The 19,154-nt window shown below is 69.0% G+C and carries 14 protein-coding genes; 7 read left to right on the top strand and 7 right to left on the bottom strand.

Going from position 1 to position 19,154, the window contains the following annotated elements; genetic code table 11:
* The first annotated feature begins 295 nt into the window (after positions 1–295).
* Both ACR4XJ_RS14265 and ACR4XJ_RS14270 read left to right on the top strand, forming a co-directional pair.
* Positions 296–3,160: a sigma 54-interacting transcriptional regulator gene (locus ACR4XJ_RS14265; protein ID WP_434755834.1), complete on the top strand. Its 2,865-nt coding sequence runs from the start codon at positions 296–298 to the stop codon at positions 3,158–3,160.
* Positions 3,161–3,163: 3 nt separating this feature from the next.
* Positions 3,164–5,794, top strand: a complete 2,631-nt coding sequence (locus ACR4XJ_RS14270; protein ID WP_434755835.1) for a PEP/pyruvate-binding domain-containing protein — start codon at positions 3,164–3,166, stop codon at positions 5,792–5,794.
* 181 nt (positions 5,795–5,975) lie between these two features.
* Here the strand turns inward: ACR4XJ_RS14270 and rfaE2 are convergent, their stop codons facing one another.
* The 7 genes from rfaE2 to ACR4XJ_RS14305 form a co-directional block, all read right to left on the bottom strand.
* On the bottom strand, positions 5,976–6,512 hold the full coding sequence (gene rfaE2, locus ACR4XJ_RS14275) for a D-glycero-beta-D-manno-heptose 1-phosphate adenylyltransferase (RefSeq protein ID WP_434755836.1): 537 nt from the start codon (positions 6,510–6,512) through the stop codon (positions 5,976–5,978).
* 158 nt (positions 6,513–6,670) lie between these two features.
* Positions 6,671–7,492: a YkgJ family cysteine cluster protein gene (locus ACR4XJ_RS14280; RefSeq protein WP_434755837.1), complete on the bottom strand. Its 822-nt coding sequence runs from the start codon at positions 7,490–7,492 to the stop codon at positions 6,671–6,673.
* 265 nt (positions 7,493–7,757) lie between these two features.
* Complete coding sequence (gene trpS, locus ACR4XJ_RS14285) at positions 7,758–8,747, bottom strand: tryptophan--tRNA ligase (RefSeq protein WP_434755838.1); 990 nt, start codon at positions 8,745–8,747, stop codon at positions 7,758–7,760.
* Positions 8,748–8,805: 58 nt separating this feature from the next.
* Entirely contained in the window at positions 8,806–9,480 is a 675-nt protein-coding gene (locus tag ACR4XJ_RS14290) for a site-2 protease family protein (protein ID WP_434755839.1), read from the bottom strand.
* 106 nt (positions 9,481–9,586) lie between these two features.
* Complete coding sequence (locus tag ACR4XJ_RS14295) at positions 9,587–10,039, bottom strand: response regulator (protein WP_434755840.1); 453 nt, start codon at positions 10,037–10,039, stop codon at positions 9,587–9,589.
* Positions 10,036–11,856 (bottom strand): sensor histidine kinase, encoded by a 1,821-nt coding sequence (locus ACR4XJ_RS14300; RefSeq protein ID WP_434755841.1) that lies wholly within the window; start codon positions 11,854–11,856, stop codon positions 10,036–10,038. Before ACR4XJ_RS14300 ends, ACR4XJ_RS14295 begins: the two co-directional genes overlap by 4 nt.
* Positions 11,857–12,221: 365 nt before the next feature.
* A complete protein-coding gene (locus ACR4XJ_RS14305; protein WP_434755842.1) occupies positions 12,222–12,590 on the bottom strand; it encodes a response regulator in 369 nt (122 codons plus the stop codon).
* Positions 12,591–12,953: 363 nt separating this feature from the next.
* Between ACR4XJ_RS14305 and ACR4XJ_RS14310 the strand changes: the two genes are divergently transcribed.
* The 5 genes from ACR4XJ_RS14310 to ACR4XJ_RS14330 all read left to right on the top strand — a co-directional run bounded on the left by ACR4XJ_RS14310 (position 12,954) and on the right by ACR4XJ_RS14330 (position 19,090).
* Positions 12,954–13,205 carry a hypothetical protein gene (locus ACR4XJ_RS14310; protein WP_333506060.1) on the top strand — a complete coding sequence of 84 codons (252 nt, stop codon included), beginning with the start codon at positions 12,954–12,956 and terminating at the stop codon, positions 13,203–13,205.
* A 328-nt stretch (positions 13,206–13,533) separates the two neighbouring features.
* Entirely contained in the window at positions 13,534–14,469 is a 936-nt protein-coding gene (locus tag ACR4XJ_RS14315; RefSeq protein ID WP_434755843.1) for an ATP-binding protein, read from the top strand.
* 64 nt (positions 14,470–14,533) lie between these two features.
* Positions 14,534–15,559 carry a glycosyltransferase family 2 protein gene (locus ACR4XJ_RS14320; RefSeq protein ID WP_434755844.1) on the top strand — a complete coding sequence of 342 codons (1,026 nt, stop codon included), beginning with the start codon at positions 14,534–14,536 and terminating at the stop codon, positions 15,557–15,559.
* Positions 15,560–15,783: 224 nt separating this feature from the next.
* Entirely contained in the window at positions 15,784–16,197 is a 414-nt protein-coding gene (locus ACR4XJ_RS14325) for a hypothetical protein (RefSeq protein WP_434755845.1), read from the top strand.
* A 187-nt stretch (positions 16,198–16,384) separates the two neighbouring features.
* Positions 16,385–19,090, top strand: coding sequence for a glycosyltransferase (locus tag ACR4XJ_RS14330; RefSeq protein ID WP_434755846.1), 2,706 nt, complete (start codon positions 16,385–16,387; stop codon positions 19,088–19,090).
* The last annotated feature ends 64 nt before the right edge of the window (positions 19,091–19,154 follow it).

Below are 19,154 nucleotides of genomic sequence, written 5' to 3' on the forward strand. Positions count from 1 at the left end.
CCCCCGCCGCATGCTGTTGCAGAAGAGGAGGGAAACGCTCATAAGCGAAGGTGTACGCGCTCATGCCAATGCAGCGCGACAGGCACCGGCGCGCCCTCCACCCCGGCAAGCGGACGTTGGCGCGCACTCGCGCGCGAGCCGCACCGCCAGACGGCGGGACCGGGGCGCACGGGACCGGCGCGCACGGACCCGGCGCGCACGCGCGTTGCCCACCACGGCCAGACCGCAGCGCCCCCGCGCGCCGCGTTTCCGGATACGGGCGGTACACCGCCCCGCACCCACGCAGGGAGAAGGCATGCGCTACTATCGGCCGCCGCTGTTCGGCACGCTGTTCCGGCTGGAAGGCAATTTCTCGGAATGGAGCATCGCCAAGCGGCTGCTGTTCGCCGCGCTGCCCGCGTTCATGCTGCTGCTGGTCATCAGCGGGGTCATCTCCCACCGCATCTCCCAGAACTTCCTGCACGACGCGCTGGGGCGCAGTTCGCTGCTGGCCACGCTGGCGCAGGCCCACGAGATGGAGCAGGTGCTCCAGCAGGCCCGGCGCGAGTTGCTCTACCTCGCCCGCACCGACATCTCGGCCGCCTCGCTGGCCCACCACCTGCGCACCCGCGCCGAAACCATGGGCACCCTGTACCGCGAGATAGCCTACCAGGGCTCCACCCCCGACAACCGCATGGTGCTGCTGAACACCGGGCGCGACGTGTGGATGGTGCCGCTGGAACAGGCCCTGGCCACCCGGTTCGGCCCGCTGACCCGCCAGAACACGCAGGAGCCCAAGCCCGGCTTCGTGCGCATTTCCGCCCCCACCGAGGTGGTCTACCCCTCCGTGCCCTCTGCGGGCACGGTGCAGGGGCTGTCCATGCACGTGCTGCGCCTGACCACCCCGGTGATCGACGCCGCGGGCAACCAGACCGGGCTGCTCACCCTTTCGGTGGACATGCTGGCCATGCGCAACGTGCTGTCGGTGTACGCATCGCGCCGTTCGCCGCTGTACATCTTTCCGGAAGAGACGGAGAAGCACCGCAGCTTCTTCTTCGACGCGCACGGCTGGATCCTGTTCCAGTCGGAGTCGCCCGAGCATCCCAACCTGGACCTTTCCACCGACACCGTGCGCTCGGGCATGCGCGGCGACTTCGGCCGCCCCGGCTTCGAGGCGGCCTTCCGCCCCAGTCCCGAGCAGGAGCGCTACTGGGGCATGGTCACGGAGGTCCAGTCCGGCAATTCCGGCCAGAACCGCCTGGGCGCCATGCTGGAAGACCCCTCGCCCCTGAACCGCGCCTTCTACATCAGCTACGCGCCGGTCACCTTCAGCGAAGGGCCGGGCGCCAGCACCGTAGTGGTGGGCGGCATCGCCTACACCGACACCAGCTTCCTGGCCATGGCCGCGTCGTACAAGCTGTACGGCGCGCTGTTCGTGTTCGGGCTGTGCTCCAGCGCCGCGGCGGCGTTCATCTTGGGCATGCTGGGGCGCGGCATCGCCGGGCCGCTGCACCGCATCGCGGAAGAGGCCAGCGGCAAGCTGGAATCGGGCGACCTTTCACCCATCGAACTGGGCCGGGTGCACCCCGAGGCCGAGGCCCTGCGCCAGACCACCAACGACCTGTTCGTCGCCCTGCGGGCGCGCAACGAGGAATTGCGTCTGCGCGAGGAGCACATCCAGTCCACCCGGCGGCGGCAGCGGGTATGCCTGGACACGGAAATCGCGCAACAGCAGCCGCAGAGCCAGCTTTCGCCGCAGGACACCATGCCCGGCATCGTGGGCACCAGCGAATCGGTGCGCGGCCTGCGCGGCCTGATCCGCAAGGCCTCCGGCGTGGAGGCCGACGTGCTGATCATCGGCGAGACGGGCACCGGCAAGGAACTGGCGGCCGAGGCCATCCACATGACCAGCGACCGCGCCGAGGGACCGTTCATTTCCATCAATTGCGGCGCGCTGGACGAAAACCTGCTGCTGGACGCCCTGTTCGGGCACGTCAAGGGCGCCTTTTCCGAGGCGCGGGGCGAGCGCAAGGGGGCCTTCGTGGCGGCCGACGGCGGCACGCTGCACCTCGACGAGATCGGCAACGCCTCGCCCAAGGTGCAGCAGGCCCTGCTGCGCGCCCTGTCGGTGCGGCGCATCCGCCCGCTGGGCAGCGACGACGAGCTTCCCTTCGATGCGCGCATCATCGCGGCCACCAACGTGGACCTGAAGGAATGCGCGCGCCAGGGCACCTTCCGCGAAGACCTGTACTACCGGCTGGCGGTGATCACCATCAACACGCCACCCCTGCGCGACCGGCGCGAGGACATCCCCGCCCTGGCCGACTATTTCCTGAAGCAGGCCGCGCAAACCCTGAAGCGCCCGGCCATGGGCCTGTCGCGCGGGGCGCTGGAAAAGCTGCTGGCCTACGACTGGCCGGGCAACGTGCGCGAGGTGAAGAACTGCATCACCCGCGCCGTGGCCTTTGCCGAAGGGGACACCCTGTACGCCGAAGACCTGCGCTTCGGCGCGGAACTGGACCCCACCCTGTCGCACGGGGCGCTGCTGCCGCCCTCCCCGGCCCTTTCCGGCATGGGCCAGCCGGGCGCGCCCGGCGCGCCGCCGCAGGGCTACGGGCAGCCTTCCCCCCATGCGCCCCTCCACCCCAATGACGGAGCCGCCTACGGGGCGGGCTACGGCCCCTCGGGCATGCCGGGCGGAGGCGTCGTGGCCGCGCCCTCGGGAGCCACCGTGTACGACCCGGTCAGCGGGCGCATCGTGGCGGCCGGGGGAGGCGGCGGCGGGCCGGACTGGTCGGACGTGTCGGGCCTGCGTGGCGGACACGGCGGACACGGCGGACACGGTGGACAGGGCCGGGGTGACCAGAATGACCGGGGCGACCGGGCCGGGATGCCCCCCGGCAACGGCCGCCACCCGCGCGCCGGGACCGACACATCTTCCGTGCCGCCCCTGTCCACCCTGAACCCGCGCCAGCGCGCCGCGTGGGAGTTCATCAGCCGCAACGGCGGCATCACCCGCACCCAGTACCAGGACATCGTGGGCAACGAGATACCCGTGCGCACGGCGCAGTACGACTTGCAAGACATGGTTCGCAAGGGCTTCATCCGCAAGGTGGGCAAGGGCCCGGCCACCCGGTACGTGCTGACCGACGGCGTTGCGGCGACGCCGTCCCGGAGGTGACCCATGCTGGCCGCGCCGCCGCCCGTCTCGCTGCTGGACCGCCTGCGCTCGCTGTTCGGCCGCAGGCGCGCCGTGGACGCCGAATCGCGCGAGCGGGTCATGCGGGTGTTCCGCGCCCGCTACGCCCACTTCAAGGACCTGCTGGACTCCAACGCGGAACTGGCCCGCATCCTCGCGGACATTGACGAGAAGATCGCGGGCTGCACCCTGTTCGGGGCCACGTGGCTGCGCTCGCAGGCCACGCGGGCGGTGTTCCACGCCATGCGCATGGTCACCGGGCTCAACGCCATCTCCAATGACGCCTACCCCGCCCTGCCCGGCGTGGTGGAGCGCATCAACGCGGAAATCACCGGCCTGCTGGAAAGCCGCCCCCAGGCCACGGTGGACGCCTACGCCCTGCCCTTCGCCGAGATCAACGGCGACATGGTGGACTGGGTGGGCGGCAAGTGCGCCAACCTTGGCGAACTGACCTCGCGGGTGGGGGTTCCCGTGCCGCGCGGTTTCGCCATAACCACGCGCGCCTATTACGCCTTCATGGAGCATGACGGGCTGATGGGCGAGATACGCAAGCGCCTGCGCGAAGTGGACCCGCAGGACCCGGAAAGCGTGCTGGACGTGGCCGAGGACATCCAGGACCTGTTCGCCGCCGCCACCGTGCCGCCCGACGTGGCAGACGCCCTGCGCGCCGCCTGCGACGCGGCGTTCGGCCCCGCCGATACGGACGAAACGGGCGGCCCGGGCGGCCCGGAAAGCGGCGGCGCCCCGCTGCGCCTGGCCGTGCGGTCCAGCGCCCTTAGCGAGGACAGCCACGTGTCCTTCGCCGGGCAGTACCTTTCGGTGCTCAACGTGCCCCGCGACGGCGTGGTGGACGCGTGGAAGCGGGTGGTGGCCAGCCTGTTCATGCCCCAGGCCATCGTGTACCGCCTGCACCAGGGCATCACCCTGGACGCCAGCGCCATGGCCGTGGCCTGCATGGAAATGGTGGATTCCGTGGCCGCCGGGGTGCTGTTCACCCGCCATCCCGTGGACCTGCTGTCCGATTCCATGGTCATCAACGCCGCGTGGGGGCTGGGCGCGGCCGTGGTGGACGGCGAAATGGAGCCGGACACCTGGCTGTTCAGCCGCGAGGACGCCCCCCACCCGGTATCGCGCCATATCGTCTGCAAGGCGCACCGCCTGGCTCCCGGCGACGATGGCCGCCTGCGCGAGGAGGACGTGCCCGAACCCCAGCGCGAGGCTCCCTGCCTGACCGACACCCAGGCCGCCGAACTGGCCCGCATCGGCATGCGGGTGGAGGCGCACTACGGGGTGCCCCAGGACGTGGAATGGGCGCTGGACCCGTCCGGACGGCTGCTGCTGCTCCAGGCCCGCCCGCTGACCACCACCCCGCGCGGCGACGCGCGCACCACGCCGCTCATGGAGGGCTACCCCCTGCTGCTGCACGGCGGCGAACCCGCCTGCCCCGGCGTGGGCTGCGGCCCCGTGCTGCAACCCAGGGACGCGGAAGAACTGGCCCTGTTCCCCGAGGGCGGCATCCTGGTGGCCATGCATTCCTCGCCGTCGTACGTGCTGGTCATGCAACGCGCCCAGGCCATCGTGGCCGAGGCGGGCAGCATCACCGGGCACATGGCCTCGCTGGCGCGGGAATTCGGGGTGCCCACCATCGTCAACGCGCCGGGGGCCATGGCCGCGCTGCGCGTGGGCATGGAGGTGACCGTGGACGCCTTTTCCTGCCGGGTCTACCAAGGCCGGGTGGAGGAACTCCTGCCCCTGCGCGAGGAACGCGCCGTGTGCCTGCGCGACACGCCCATCCACAACCTGCTCAAGCAGGTGGCCGCGCTTGTCTCGCCCCTGAACCTGCACGACCCCAAGTCGGACGATTTCACCCCCGCCGCCTGCCGCACCATCCACGACGTGATGCGCTTCGTGCACGAACTGTCCTATGCCCACATGTTCCGGCTGTCGGACACGGTGTCCGACGCCGGGGCCGTGGCCGTGGAGATGAAGGCCCCGGTGCCGCTGGACCTGCACGTCATCGACCTTGGCGGCGGCCTGACCGACGTGGACGGCCCCTACGCGTGGCCGGAACAGGTGGTCTCCGCACCGTTCAAGGCGCTGCTGGACGGCATGCTGGACCCGGCGGTGCACCAGCGCGGCCCGCGCCCGGTGGACATGAGCGGCTTCCTGTCGGTCATGAGCCGCCACATGATCGAGCCGCCCACCATGCACGGCCAGCGCTTCGGCGACCGCAGCTACGCCCTGGTCTCCGACAAGTACCTGAATTTCAGTTCGCGCGTGGGCTACCACTACGGGGTGCTGGACGCTTACTGCGGCCAGACCATGAACAAGAACTACATCACCTTCCAGTTCAAGGGCGGCGCGGCGGACGAAACGCGCAAGAACCGCCGGGTGCGCTGCATCGGCATAATCCTGGAATCCATCGGTTTCCAGGTGGAGGTGCGGGGCGACATGGTCACCGCCCGCTTCCAGAAGTTCGCGGCCCCGCAGATCGCCGAACGGCTGGTGCAACTGGGGCGGCTGCTCATCGTCACCCGCCAGTTGGACATGCTGATGGTGGACGAGGCGGCGGTGCAACGCTTCGCGGAAAATTTCCTGAACGGCCACTATCATTAGCCGCAGCCGCCCCCGGACAATCACGCAAAGCGCAAACAGCGCGACAAATCCTGCGCGAAGCGCTTGCACAAAACAGAGTATCCCCGATATTCGCCTGGAATATCGGGGATACTCTGTTTGCACATCCTGTCATGACGCGCAAGTTCCGTGCGGCGCACGCACGAAAAAAATATGGCCGGGGTTATTCCTCCTCGCCAGCGGACAGCCCGGCCCGGATGCGCCGGACGAGCCCGGTGGTGGAAAAGCCGGGCAGCAGGGGCAGGCTGAGCACCCGCCCACCACGGGCCTGCACCACGTCGCGCCCCACGATGCGGTCCACGGACCAGTCGCCGCCCTTGACCAGCACGTCGGGCTGGATTTCCGCGATGAGCGCGTGAGGAGTGTCCTCGTCGAACTCCACCACGTAGTCCACGCTGGCCAGATGGGCCAGCACGTAGGCCCGCACCGCGAAGGGGTTCACCGGACGGTCCGCGCCCTTGCCCTGCCGCCGCACCGACGCGTCGGAATTCAGGCCCAGCACCAGCAGATCGCCCTCGGCGCGGGCGCGGGCCAGCAGGTCCACGTGGCCGGGGTGCAGGATGTCGTAGCAGCCGTTGGTGAACACCACCCGCTGCCCGGCGGCGCGACGAGGGGCCAGCAGGCCCGGCAGATCGGCGCGGGACACCACGGCGGGGTGGCTCAGATCGAGGTTGGCCGGGCCGGAATGGTTGGCGTCCATGAAAGGCTCCGGATGGCCCGCCGGGCATGTGCCAGGCATGTGCCGGACATCTGCCGGACGGGCATTGGACATTCGTTGCACATTGCAGCCACGGGTCCCCATGGCGGGACCATGGGGGCCCGTGGCCGCATTCCGCCCGAAAACGCGGACCGAACCCGCTACCCCTTCATGCGCAGTGCCGCGCAATCGCCGAACAGCACCAGCTCCGCCCAGTCGTAGGCGAAGTCCAGCCGGGCCTCCTCGTCGTCCAGCACCAGTTGCTGCCGGTCGGCGGGCATGTCCAGCCGGTCGAACAATCGCACGCCCCGGATGAAATCGGCGAACCGGTCCAACTGGTAGCAGGCCAGCAACACCATGGTGGCCTGTTTGGGGCTGATGGCCGCGCCCTGCCGCTTGCAGCGCGCCATGAGGCGCATGTAGCGGTCGTTGGAGGCGTTGTACGGTTCCAGCCCCTGGTCGGCAAGCCATGTGGCGCTGGACCACTGGCCGGACTCGTCGAAGCCCCTGCAATGCTCCTCGCGCACCACGAAGAACTGCTCCACCACGTTGCCCTGCCCGTCCTCCTTGGTGGCCCGCCCCAGCGGATAGGTGCGGCAGGCCCCGGAACGGTCGGGGTACACGGTGCACCCGGCGTCGCTGACGAAGGGGCACAGCTTCAGCGGGTGGTCGCTCATGCGCAGGAACAGGGCGGGAAACCCGGTGTCCGGGTACTGGCCCACGCGGGCATGGGTGTTGATGAATTCCTCGCTGCCCATGCCCAGGTTGCGGCGCAGCCGCAGCACGTCGTACGGCGTGAGCGGCATGTTCAGGTCGGAACAGCAGGCGTTGAAGCAGCGCACGCCGGGATGGCAGGCGAAGCGGAAGGTCTCGCCGTCATGCAGCTCCGGCAGGCTTTCCAGAAATGCCTGCGTCTCGTCGCCCTGCGCGGCTTCCGCCCCTGGCGCGCCGCAGCCGCCACAGTTGTTCGTCTCGCCGGTCATCGTCGCCTCGCTTGGCAGTGCGTCGGATGTCCGGCGCGGTCATCTTTTGAATTCGAGAGAGCAGAGGCACACCCATCGTGATCAATGGGATTCAGCCATCATCCTCTATGGCGGCAACAGGCGGTGCCGCCACAGGAGGGCATTTTGTTCTCTGCCAAGGAGGAACGCCTTTGGATGAAGGGAGTGTACTCTTATCGTACTCGACCGGAATCCAAAGACGTTCCGACGCAGGCAGAGGGCAAAAGGCACCTTGTGGCGGTGCCGCCTAGAAGTTGATGCGGCCGCGCACGCCGTCCATGATCCTCGCCGCTTCGGCGCGGGCGCGGGCGTCCCCGGCCTCCAGGATGTCCTGGATGCCCTTGGGGTTGGCCAGCAGCGCGGCGCGGCGCTCGTGCAGCGGCCCCAGGAACGCGCCCAGGTTTTCGAGGAAGATCTTCTTGCAGTCCACGCAGCCCAGCGAGGCGGAGGTGCAGCCCTGGCGGATTTCGGCCTGCTGTTCCGGGGTGGCCATCAGTTCGTGGTAGGGGAACAGGTTGCACACGTCGGGGTTGCCGGGGTCGCTCTTGCGCAGGCGGTTGGTGTCGGTGAACATGCCGCGCACCTTGGGGGCGATTTCCTCCATGGTGTCGCGCAGGTAGATGGCGTTGCCATAGCTCTTGGACATCTTGCGGCCGTCCAGGCCGGGACACTTGGCCGCCGGGGTCAGGCGCGCCTCGGGCTCGGGGAAGTATTCGCCGTACAGGAAGTTGAAGCGGCGCGCGATCTCGCGGGTCAGTTCAAGGTGCGGCAACTGGTCCTGGCCCACGGGCACCCACTTGGGGTGGTAGATCAGGATGTCGGAGGCCATCAGCACCGGGTAGCCCAGGAACCCGTAGTTGCCCAGGTCCTTGTTGACCACTTCCTGCTTCTGTTCCTTGTAGGTGGGATTGCGTTCCAGCCAGCTCACCGGGGTGATCATGGACAGGATGAGGTGCAGTTCCGCGTGTTCCTTGATGTGCGACTGCTGGAACATCACGCACTTTTCCGGGTCCAGACCGGCGGCCACCCAGTCGGTGACCAGTTCGGGCACGAAATCCCGGATGCGCGAAGGATCGGCGTAGTCGCTGGTCAGGGCGTGCCAGTCGGCCACGAAGAAGAACGCCTCCATCTCGTGCTGCATCTCGACCCAGTTCTTCAGCACGCCGAAGTAGTGGCCGAGATGCAACGGCCCGGTGGGCCGCATGCCGGAAACGGTGCGCTTGTCGGGGGTGGTCATGATCTGTCGTTCCTCCGGGAGGGGATGGGATGTCGTAGCGCGGCGAAGGCGGGCGGGGCTATTCAAGCCCCACGAGCCACAGGGTGAATTCCAGCGAATTCTGCACCAGCGGGGACAGGATCGGGAACAGCATGCCCGTGGCCAGCAGCACCACCAGCACGATGAGCCCGTAGCGCTCCATCTTCTGGTAATGCCAGCTGATGGAACGCGGCAGGACGCCCGCGAGGATGCTGCCGCCGTCCAGCGGCGGAATGGGCAGCAGGTTGAACCATGCCAGCATGAAGTTCACCTTTATGCCCACGAAGAACATGTACAGGAAAAAGTCGTACACGCCGTGGCCGCCCCAGAGCGTGACGGGCATGGCCAGCGTGAGCAGCCGCAGGCACAGGGCGAACCCTAGCGCCACCAGCATGTTGGTGAGCGGGCCGGCCACGGAAACCAGCGCCATGTCGCGCCGGATGGAGCGGAAATAGCGGGGGTTCACGGGAACGGGCTTGGCCCAGCCGAGGATGAAGGGGCTGGTCAGGGCGGTGAACACGAACAGCAGCGAGCCCATCACGTCCAGATGCGGCAGCGGGTTCAGGGTCAGCCTGCCCAGCATCTTGGCGGTGGGGTCGCCGCGTTTCCACGCGGCCCAGCCGTGCGCCACTTCGTGGCAGACCATGCCGAGCAGCATGGGCACGAAGGCGGCGGCCAGCAGCTTTACTTTGGCGGCGATGTCGGTTTCGAACATGACCCCAGCGGCTACCACGAAGGCGGGGGCAGGGCAAGGGGCGCATGGCCGCGCGGGCCTTGCGCCCCTTGCGCCAGTCGCGCCAGTTGCGTCAGTCGCGCGCGGGCTACACCGCCGCGCCGCGCCCCAAGGCCCGCTCGATGGCGCAGACCAGCTCTTCCATCTCGCAGGGCTTCAGCAGATATCCGGCCGCGCCAAGGCGCATGCCCTCGCGGGCCTCTTCGGCCCCACCATGGCCGGTCAGCATGATCACGGCCATTTCCGGGGCCATGCGCCGCACCACGCGCAACAGTTCGAAGCCGTCCATGTCGTCCATCTTCAGGTCGAACACCGCCGCGTCGTAGGTGGCGCCCCGCAGGGCGCGCAGGGCGTCCGTGCCGCTGCCCGCCGTGTCCACCACGTAGCCGCGCCGGGCAAGGCGCTTCTGCATCACCCGGATGAAGCCCGCCTCGTCGTCCACCAGCAGCAGCCGCACCGGCGTGGCGGAACCCTCCGGCCCGCCGCCCGGACCTGCTCCGGACGGCGCACCCGGCGGCGCGTGGGAGTGGGTCTCGCTCATGCACTATCCTCCGTGGCCCCGCTGCCGGAGGCCTTGTGGTTCGCGGCGGTCTGGACCATGGCGCGCGGCGCGGGGCAGAAGGCCGTGCGCTCCCCGCCCGCCAGCCGTCCGGCGCCCTGCGCGGCCTGCGCCGCATGCACCGCGGGGTCGTACGGCGGCAGCAGCACCTGGAAGGTGGTGCCCACCCCCACGATGCTGCTGACCTTTATCTCGCCGCCCATCTTGTTGACGATGCCGTAGCAGATGGACAGCCCGAGCCCCGTCCCCTTGCCCACCGGCTTGGTGGTGAAGAACGGGTCGTAGATGCGTTGCAGGATGGCTTCCGGCATGCCGGGGCCGGTGTCGGCCACGTTCACGGCCACCATGCCGCCGTCGCTCATCAGGGTGGCCACCTTCAGGGTGCCGCCGGAACCTTCCATGGCGTCGAAGGCGTTGTTGAACAGGTTCAGGAACACCTGCTGCAATTCGGAGGGCGAGGCGGCCACCGGCGGCAACCCCTCGGCAAGGGCCACCACCACGTGCACGCTGACGGTGCGCGCCTTCTGGCCGGAAAGCTCCACCATCTCGGTGACCATGGCGTTGATGTCCACCGCGTGCACCTCGCGGTCGGAGCGGCGGGCGAAGCTGAGCAGCTTGTGGGTGATGTCGCGGCAGCGCACACCCTGGGTGCGGATCTGCCGGGCGCTGTCGCCTATCTCGCGCACGGCGTCCTGCTCCTGCAATTCGCCCAGCACGTCCTCTATCCAGCCCGCCTCCTCCATCATGATGGCCACGGGGTTGTTGATCTCGTGGGCGATGCCCGCCGCCATCTCCCCCAGGGCGGACAGCTTGCCCGCCTCCACCACCTGGGCGTTGAGGGCGGCCATCTCGCGTTCCAGGCCGTCGATGCGCTCGATGATGCGCTGGGCCAGGAACATGCCCAGCACCAGCACCGCGATGGAGGCCAGCCCCAGCACCAGGAACAGGGTGCGCTGCGCCGCGTGCAGGCCCTGCAACGCCTCGCGCGAGGACTGCTGGAAGACCAGCACCCAGTCGCCGCCCTTCAGGCGCGACATGGCGTAGAGCATGTCGCCTTCCTCGAAGGCGCGCTCCTGCTCCATGCCCGCGATGCCGCCGCCGAACACCCGGCGGGCGAACTCCGCCAGTTGGGTGCCGTCGCCCGGCGCATGGCGGCCGCCGGAGGTCTGGAATTCCCCGCTGCGGTTGATGATGCAGGCCTGGCCGGTGGACCCCACGCGGATGTCCTCCACCAGCGAGACGAAGCTGGCGAAATCGATGGTGGAGCGCAGGATCCAGGACCTGCCGTCCACCTTCAGCTTCACGGCCACGATGAAATGGGGCGACTTGCGCACCCCCAGAAACACGTCGCTGACGAACACGTCGCGCGCGCCAGCCTGAAGGAACCAGTCCCCACGGGAATAGTCCGTGCCTTCCAGGCGGTGGGGTCCGGCGTACACCCGCTGGATGCCGCCATCGTCCACCATGCCGAGGTCCACGTACACCCCGCCGTAGGCGCTGCGCAGGGCTTCCAGCTTGCGGTTGAGGTTGGCCGGGTCCAGCAGGCCCGCGCCCTGCGCCTCCACCAGCATCTGCACGCTGGCCAGGCGTTCGTGCAGGAAGTCGTCGATCTTCTGGCTGTGTCGGTCGGCGATTTCGCGCGCCTGGCCGAAGACCATCTCGCGGAACGACACCCCCAGATGCAGGTTCATGACCCCCAGAATCAGCACCAGCGGCAGCACCGACGCCACCAGGATGCCCATGTAGATGAGCCGGTTCAGCGCGACGCGGCGGCCGACGGGGAACAGGGAGTCTGGCATGGGCACCTCTGTGGTTGGCGCGGGGCGGCGCGACGCACCGGGCCGCCGGATGCGCGGACGGCGCGATACAACACCCCGCCCGCGTCCGCCAGACGGTTGCCGGGCGCCTGGCGGGCCTGGGACGAAGGCTCAAAAACGGGGCGGGCCGCGCCGGACGGCACGGGCAGGCGCACGCGGCACGCAATCCGCGTGTCGGCCGCACGGCGCACGGCTATCGCGCAATATCGCGCAAGCCGGAGCCCGCCCCAAGGGACAAAAGCAAGGGGCATGCCACCTGCGCGAAGAATGGCGCGGACGCACCGCCACGGGCCAGCGCGGGGCGGGCCGGATAGGGCGGGACGGAGCGCGGAAAGAGAGGTGAAGCGTCAGGGGCGCTTTTCGATGGCGAGGGCCACCTTGGCCTTCAGTTCCGTGAGGTCCACGGACTTGACCACGTAGTAGTCCGCCACCACCGACTTCAGGTCGTGCTGGAAGGAATCGTAGGCGGTGGACAGGATGACCGGCAGGGTGGGGTCGCCCCGGCGGATTTCCTGCAACAGGTCCAGGCCGGAGATGTCCGGCCCCAGCTTGATGTCGAGCACCACCACCAGGGGCTTTTCGCGCGCCACCACGTCGAGGATGGGTTCGCGCCCGTCGGACACGGCCACGGTGTAGCCTTCGCTCTCCAGCTCTTCCTGGTACAGCATGCGGATGTGCTTTTCATCGTCCACGACAAGGATCTTCTTGGCCGACATGGTTCACCTCCGAAGGCTCGGAACGCTGGGGGAAGGGGCCTGCGGGACGCCGCGCCGCCACATTGGCGCGCGGGCGGCGTGCTGTCCCCGCACCTTTGCAGAGAATAGTACAGGCGCGCGATGAAGACAAGCAACCCGCCCCGGCGGCGCGGCATCTTCACGCGCGGGCGGGCTGCGCGTTCCCCCCGTCATTGCCGCCGGGCCGGGAGTACACGCCCTCCGGGCAGCCCCTGCCGCAAGGGCGCCGCACCTTGCCATCGGGGCGCAAACGGGTATGGTGCGCTTCCGGTACGCGGCCCGGGCGCCGCCGTGGAAAACGTTGCGGCCGCGCCCTTCCCCCGAACCTTCACCCGGAGACGGGACATGGAACACACCCCGGAAACCACACCCGGCGAACGCCGCGCGTTCGTCCCCCGCACCATCACGGTGCGCCTGCAACCCAAGGAACAGTTGCTGACCATGCCGCGCGAGAAGACCGTGCTGCAGGTGCTGCGCAAGCTGGGCATCCGCCCCGCCACGGCCATCGTCGTGCGCGACGGCGGCCTGCTCACCCCCGACCGCGAAGTGCTGCCGGATGATGAGTTGTTGATCCGCATCGTCACTTCAAGCGGATAACACGCGGCGCGCTTTCGCCCTCTGGCTGACCGACCCGAAGGGCGCGAAGCGTGGCCGTTGGCGAGTCCGCGAGCCATACGGCCATCGAGAGCAGCGCGTCAGGCTCGCTTTTGCTCCGGTCACGTACAACAAGAGCGCGATGCTGTCGCCATCCGTAGCACTCACGTTGTTCGTGCAACGGCTGCCGCACGCTCCCTCCGCAAAAACTTCGTCTTCCTTGCCAGAGAACGAAATCCCGCCGTTTGCGGCGATTTCCACTTCCCAGGCTGTGGCCGGCGCCTTTCAAGACAGGCACCGCACGCACCGCAACCCGAAAGGATCACCCGCCATGAAATGCAAACGCTGCAAGGAGACGGCCGTCGTCGCCCTGCCCAGCCACCATACCGGCTTCTGCGCCGAATGCTTCCTGCTGTTCTTCACCCGGCAGGTGGAGCGCGGCATCAAGGAACGCAAGCTGTTCACCCATGACGACCGCATCCTGGTCGCCCTTTCCGGCGGCAAGGATTCGCTGAGCCTGATGCTGGAGCTTTCGCGGCAGGGCTACGACGTCACCGGCCTGCACATCGACCTGGCCATTCCCGGCTCCTCTCCCGCCGCGCGCGGGGTGGTGGAGCGCTTCTGCCAAAAGCACGGACTGAACCTGATCGTGAAGGAAATGGGGGCCGAGGGCCTGGCCATTCCCGACGTGAAGGCCCGGCTGAACCGGCCGGTGTGCTCGGCGTGCGGCAAGGTCAAGCGCTACTTCTTCAACAAGACCGCGCTGGACGAAAACTTCACCGTGCTGGCCACCGGCCACAACCTGGACGACGAAATCGCCCGGCTGTTCAGCAACACCCTGCGCTGGGACGTGGCCTACCTGAGTGACCAGGGCCCGGACCTTGCCGCAGACGGCGGCTTCGCCCGCAAGGTCAAGCCCTTGTGGCGGCTGTCGGAATTCGAGACCGCCAACTACGCCTTCCTCATGGGCATCGAGCACCACTACGCGCCCTGCCCCTACTCCGGCGGGGCCAGCTTCACCTTCTACAAGAAGCTGTGGACCGACCTGGAAGAGGAAATGCCCGGCCGCAAGCTGGACTTCTACCAGGGCTTCCTGGAACGCGGCCGCCCGGTGTTCGCCCGCGCCGACAGCGAGGACGGCGTGGACCTGACCCCCTGCACCCGCTGCGGCTACCCCACCTCCAACGAGGTGTGCGGGGTGTGCCGCATCCGCGACGCCCTGCGCGACAAGGCGAATGGGGCGGGTGACGCAGTAATCGAAGGATAGGAAAGCATGCCGGGGGAGGGAGGCGACTCCCCCTCCCGGATGTTTCACCCCAACCCGCGCCGCCATGCCCAAGCCCTGTCCCGCCGTCAGCGTCGTGCTGCCCGTCTGGAACGCCGCCGCCACCCTGCCCGCCACGCTGGAAAGCCTGCTGGCGCAAACGGGCGCGGACTTCGAGGTGGTGGCCGTGGACGACGGCTCCACCGACGCCACCCCCGCCCTGCTCGCCGCCTTTGCCGGGCGCGACGCCCGCATCCGCCCGGCGCGCATCCCCCACGGCGGCATCGTGGCCGCGCTGAACCACGGCCTTGCCCTTGCGCGCGGCCGGTACATCGCGCGCATGGACGCCGACGACACCTGCCACCCGCAGCGCCTGGCCCTGCAATGCGCCTTCCTGGACGCCCACCCGCACATCGGCCTGGCGGGCTGCCGCGTGGCCTTCGGCGGCGACCGCCACCGCTGCGGCGGCTACGCCCGCCATGTGGACTGGACCAACACCCTGCTGGACCCCGCGGACATCGCCCTGGCCCGCTTCCGCGAATCGCCCTTCGCGCACCCCTCCGTGATGTTCCGCGCGGAACTGCCCGGCCTGCACGGCGCGTACGCCGACGGCCCCTTCCCGGAAGACTACGAACTGTGGCTGCGCTGGCTGGACGCGGGCGTGGCCATGGCCAAGCTGCCGCAGACCCTGCTGACCTGGAACGACCCGCCGGGCCGCCTTTCGCGCACCCACCCCAACTACGCGGAAGACGGTTTCTACACCCTGAAGGGGCTGTACCTGGCCCGCTGGCTGGCCCGGCACAATCCGCGCCACCCCGAGGTGTGGGTGGTGGGCGCGGGCCGCGCCAGCCGCCGCCGGGCGCGCCAGTTGATAGAGCAGGGCATCGCCGTGCGGGCGTGGATCGACATCGACCCGCGCAAGATCGGCAACCGGGTGGACGGCCTGCCCGTGCTGGGCCGCGAAGCCATGCCCGCGCCGGGCAAGGGGTTTCTGGTGGCGTATCTGGCCGGGCACGGCGCGGCGGAAGAACTGACGGAATTCCTCGACGGCGCGGGCTACGCGCAGGGCCGGGACTACATCCTGGCGGCGTAGCGAGCGGTCCGTCACTCTTTCCGGCATGGGGCGTCCATCCCGGCAGCGGCAACACGCCCCCCGTACGTTCTTTCCGCATCCGTCCCGTGCCGCGCGGCCCGCTTTCGTTCGCACGCGAACCGCGCTATCGAAAGGCGGTACTCCCGTTTCGGCACACACGATTCGCGCCCGCTTCGCCGCCCTTTGCCCCGTTCCGCATCTGCCCCGCCCGCCGGGAGGCCCGCATGAAACGCCGCATCACCGTCGCCCTGCTGCTCCTGTTCGGGGTCTTCGACTTCGTGGTGTGGATCGTCGGCGGCGCGCCGGAACAGGTGGGCCTGCTGCACCAGACCGCCGCCATCGGGGTACGGCTGTGGGTCATCACGCTGGCCCTGCGCGGCCTGCGCGACGAGGCCGCCCAGCAACACGCCATGGGGTGGGTGATCGCCTACAGCGTGGTCATGTTCTTTCTCATGATCTACTCAGGGCGCATAGGCAAAATGCCCCGCCCGGAAGACCCCGTCATGAATCCGCTATGGTTCTGGAACACCTTGGAATACGCGGCTGAACACCAGCTTTCCGGGCTGATGGTTCCATGCTCGCTGGTCTACATGGGCGTCTTCGGCAATCTGATAACCGTGAGACGCCGCGACATCTGACCAAAACGTCACCCAACCGCCCGCAAGATTCACGACGCCGTCACGCATGCGCCACCGGTGAAGCGCATTGCTCCTGCAACACCGTCAGGCAATCCGCAGACACTTGCCGGATTCGCCCAACCCGCCGCCGCGCCTGCGCGCTCGCACCGCCACGCGCGGCCCCGGAACCCGCAGGAGGTCGCACCCCATGGCTACCGGCCAATCCACCGGCGCACCCCGCTCCGCTTTCCCCCCGCTCTCCGTTGACCTGCACGTGCACTCGCGCCACTCCACCCGCCCCTCGCAGTGGATCCTGCAAAAGCTGGGCTGCGCGGAAAGCTACACCGACCCCAGGGCGCTGTACGACATCGCCCGCCGCCGGGGCATGGACCTGGTCACTATCACCGACCACAACACTCTGGCGGGCAGCCTCGAAATCGCCCACCTGGACCACACCTTCGTCAGCGAGGAAATCACCGCCTACTTCCCCGAAGACCATTGCAAGATCCACGTGCTGGCCTGGGACCTGACCGAGGCCCACCACGCCGACATCACCCGCCTGCGCGAGAACATCTACGACCTGGTGGACTACCTGGCCGTGTCGGGCATTCCCCACGCCTGCGCCCACGCCATGTACTCGCTGAACGAGCGCCTGACCCTGGACCACATGGAACGGCTGCTGCTGCTCTTCCGGGTGTTCGAGCTGAACGGCTCGCGCGACGACTTCCAGAACGGCATCCTGCGGGCCATCGCGCAGGGGCTGACCCCGGCCGACATGGACGCCATGGCCGACCGGCAGGACATGACCCCGCGCATGGAGCGGCCGTGGGTGAAGCACCTCATGGCCGGGTCCGACGACCATTCCTCGCTGAACATCGCCCGCAGCCACACGGTCATCGAAGGGGTTTCCGGCGTGGGTCACGGCCGCGTGCGCGACGCCCTGCGCGGGGTGATGGAAGGGCGCGGCACGCCGCACGGCAGCGCCGCCACCCCGGTGACCATGGCCCACAACCTGTATTCCATCGCCTACCAGTTCTACAAACAGCGCTTCGGCCTGGCCCGCCACGTCAACCGCGACACGGTGCTGCGCTTCGCCGACCGGGTGCTGACCGGCGCGCCGGAACCGGAAGGCGGCCTGCTGACCAGGCTGCACGGGCTCATCGGGTACCGCCGCCCGAAGCTGTCGTTTTCCGGCTCCACCCCGCGCACGGTGCAGGACCACCTGCAAACGGAAGCGGCGGACATCATCCGCAACGACCCGGAACTGCGCGCCCTGCTGGACGGCCCCGCCGGAGGCATCACCGGCGAGCGCACCGAGCGCGCCTGGATGCGCTTTGCCGACCAGGCCTCGGAAAGGGTGCTCCGCACCTTCGCCGACACCCTGCTGGACAACGCCATGGGCGCGGACCTGTTCAGCGTGTTCAACGTGGTGGGCTCGGCAGGGTCGCTCTACGCCATCCTGGCCCCGTACTTCGTGGGGTACACCCTGTTCACCAAGGACCGCGCCTTCGCCCGCGCCTGCCGCGACCACTTCCTGCCGCACGAGGCGGAAGCCGGGGCCGATGCCCACGCGGACGCCCATGCTGACGCCCATGCTGACGCCCATGCTGACGCCCATGCTGACGCCCATGCTGACGCCCATGCTGACGCCCATGCTGACGCCCATGCTGACGAATGGCACGCCACGGGCCGCCTGCACGTGGGGCACTTCACCGACACCTTCTACGACGTCAACGGCGTGGCCCGCACCCTGCAACTGCAACTGGACATCGCCCGCCGCAACGACAAGCGCCTGCAAGTCATCACCTGCGCGCCCGACGGCGTGGCCGACCCGGAACTGGCCGACCGTTCCGACGTGTTCACCTTCCGGCCCATCGGCTCGTTCGCCATGCCGGAGTATCCCGGCCTTGCCCTGTACTACCCGCCGGTGCTGAAGATTCTGGACCACTGCTACCGCCAGGGCTTCACCCACCTGCACTCGGCCACGCCCGGCCCGGTGGGGCTGGTGGCGCTGGCGGCGGCGCGCATCCTGCGCCTGCCCATCCACGCCACCTACCACACCGCCTTCCCGCAGTACGTGATGATGCTGACCGAGGACGCCGGGCTGGAGGAAGCCATGTGGCGGTACATGATCTGGTATTACAACCAGATGGACCGGGTGTACGTGCCCTCGCACGCCACCGGCGACGAACTGGCGGAACGGGGCATCGCGCGCGAGCGCATCGCCTTCTACCCGCGCGGCATCGACACCGAAACCTTCACCCCGGCCCGCCGCAACGGGTTCTTCAGCCGCTACGACGGCAGCACCGTGACCCTGCCGCGCCCGTTCCCGGACAGCGGGGAAGCACGCGCCGGGGCAGGCGCGCCCCGCCCGGCGGCCCAGCCGGTGCGCTTCCTGTACGTGGGGCGCCTGTCGCGCGAAAAGAACCTGCACGTGCTGGCCGACGCCTACCGGCTGGTGGCGGCCCGCGCCCCGCACCTGCGGCTGGTGCTGGTGGGCGACGGCCCGGCCCGCGCCGAACTGGAACAGACCCTGCGCGGCCTGCCGGTAACCTTCACCGGGTACCTCACCGGCGACGACCTGGCCAACGCCTACGCCTCGTCGGACGTCTTCGTGTTTCCCTCCGGCACCGACACCTTCGGCAACGTGGTGCTGGAGGCGCAGGCATCCGGCCTGCCGGTGGTGGTCACCGACAAGGGCGGGCCGCAGGAAAATCTCTTGCCCGGCCACACCGGGGCCATCGTGCCGGAAGGCGACGCCACGGCCATGGCCCGGGCCATGCTGGACATGGCCGCCGACCCGGCCCGGCTGGACGCCATGCGCGTCGCCGCCCGCGCCTACGCCGAAAGCCGGTCCTTCGAGGCGGCCTTCCTGCAACAGTGGGCCATGTACCGCGACCGCAACGCCGCATAGGCACGCCTTGTTTCCGCAGCCTCCGGCCCCCGTCCCCCTCCCCCAACGCACGACGGCCGCCACA

The organism is Nitratidesulfovibrio sp. D1, from assembly GCF_051133415.1.
In the GTDB taxonomy this organism is placed as follows: Bacteria; Desulfobacterota; Desulfovibrionia; order Desulfovibrionales; family Desulfovibrionaceae; genus Cupidesulfovibrio.

Coding starts and splice junctions, on each gene's coding strand:
- ACR4XJ_RS14265 (WP_434755834.1), top strand. CDS start 296: ATGCGCTACTATCGGCCGCCGCTGTTCGGCACGCTGTTCCGGCTGGAA.
- ACR4XJ_RS14320 (WP_434755844.1), top strand. CDS start 14,534: ATGCCCAAGCCCTGTCCCGCCGTCAGCGTCGTGCTGCCCGTCTGGAAC.
- ACR4XJ_RS14295 (WP_434755840.1), bottom strand. CDS start 10,039: ATGAGCGAGACCCACTCCCACGCGCCGCCGGGTGCGCCGTCCGGAGCA.
- ACR4XJ_RS14325 (WP_434755845.1), top strand. CDS start 15,784: ATGAAACGCCGCATCACCGTCGCCCTGCTGCTCCTGTTCGGGGTCTTC.
- rfaE2 (WP_434755836.1), bottom strand. CDS start 6,512: ATGGACGCCAACCATTCCGGCCCGGCCAACCTCGATCTGAGCCACCCC.
- ACR4XJ_RS14280 (WP_434755837.1), bottom strand. CDS start 7,492: ATGACCGGCGAGACGAACAACTGTGGCGGCTGCGGCGCGCCAGGGGCG.
- ACR4XJ_RS14270 (WP_434755835.1), top strand. CDS start 3,164: ATGCTGGCCGCGCCGCCGCCCGTCTCGCTGCTGGACCGCCTGCGCTCG.
- ACR4XJ_RS14305 (WP_434755842.1), bottom strand. CDS start 12,590: ATGTCGGCCAAGAAGATCCTTGTCGTGGACGATGAAAAGCACATCCGC.
- ACR4XJ_RS14290 (WP_434755839.1), bottom strand. CDS start 9,480: ATGTTCGAAACCGACATCGCCGCCAAAGTAAAGCTGCTGGCCGCCGCC.
- ACR4XJ_RS14315 (WP_434755843.1), top strand. CDS start 13,534: ATGAAATGCAAACGCTGCAAGGAGACGGCCGTCGTCGCCCTGCCCAGC.
- ACR4XJ_RS14300 (WP_434755841.1), bottom strand. CDS start 11,856: ATGCCAGACTCCCTGTTCCCCGTCGGCCGCCGCGTCGCGCTGAACCGG.
- ACR4XJ_RS14330 (WP_434755846.1), top strand. CDS start 16,385: ATGGCTACCGGCCAATCCACCGGCGCACCCCGCTCCGCTTTCCCCCCG.
- trpS (WP_434755838.1), bottom strand. CDS start 8,747: ATGACCACCCCCGACAAGCGCACCGTTTCCGGCATGCGGCCCACCGGG.
- ACR4XJ_RS14310 (WP_333506060.1), top strand. CDS start 12,954: ATGGAACACACCCCGGAAACCACACCCGGCGAACGCCGCGCGTTCGTC.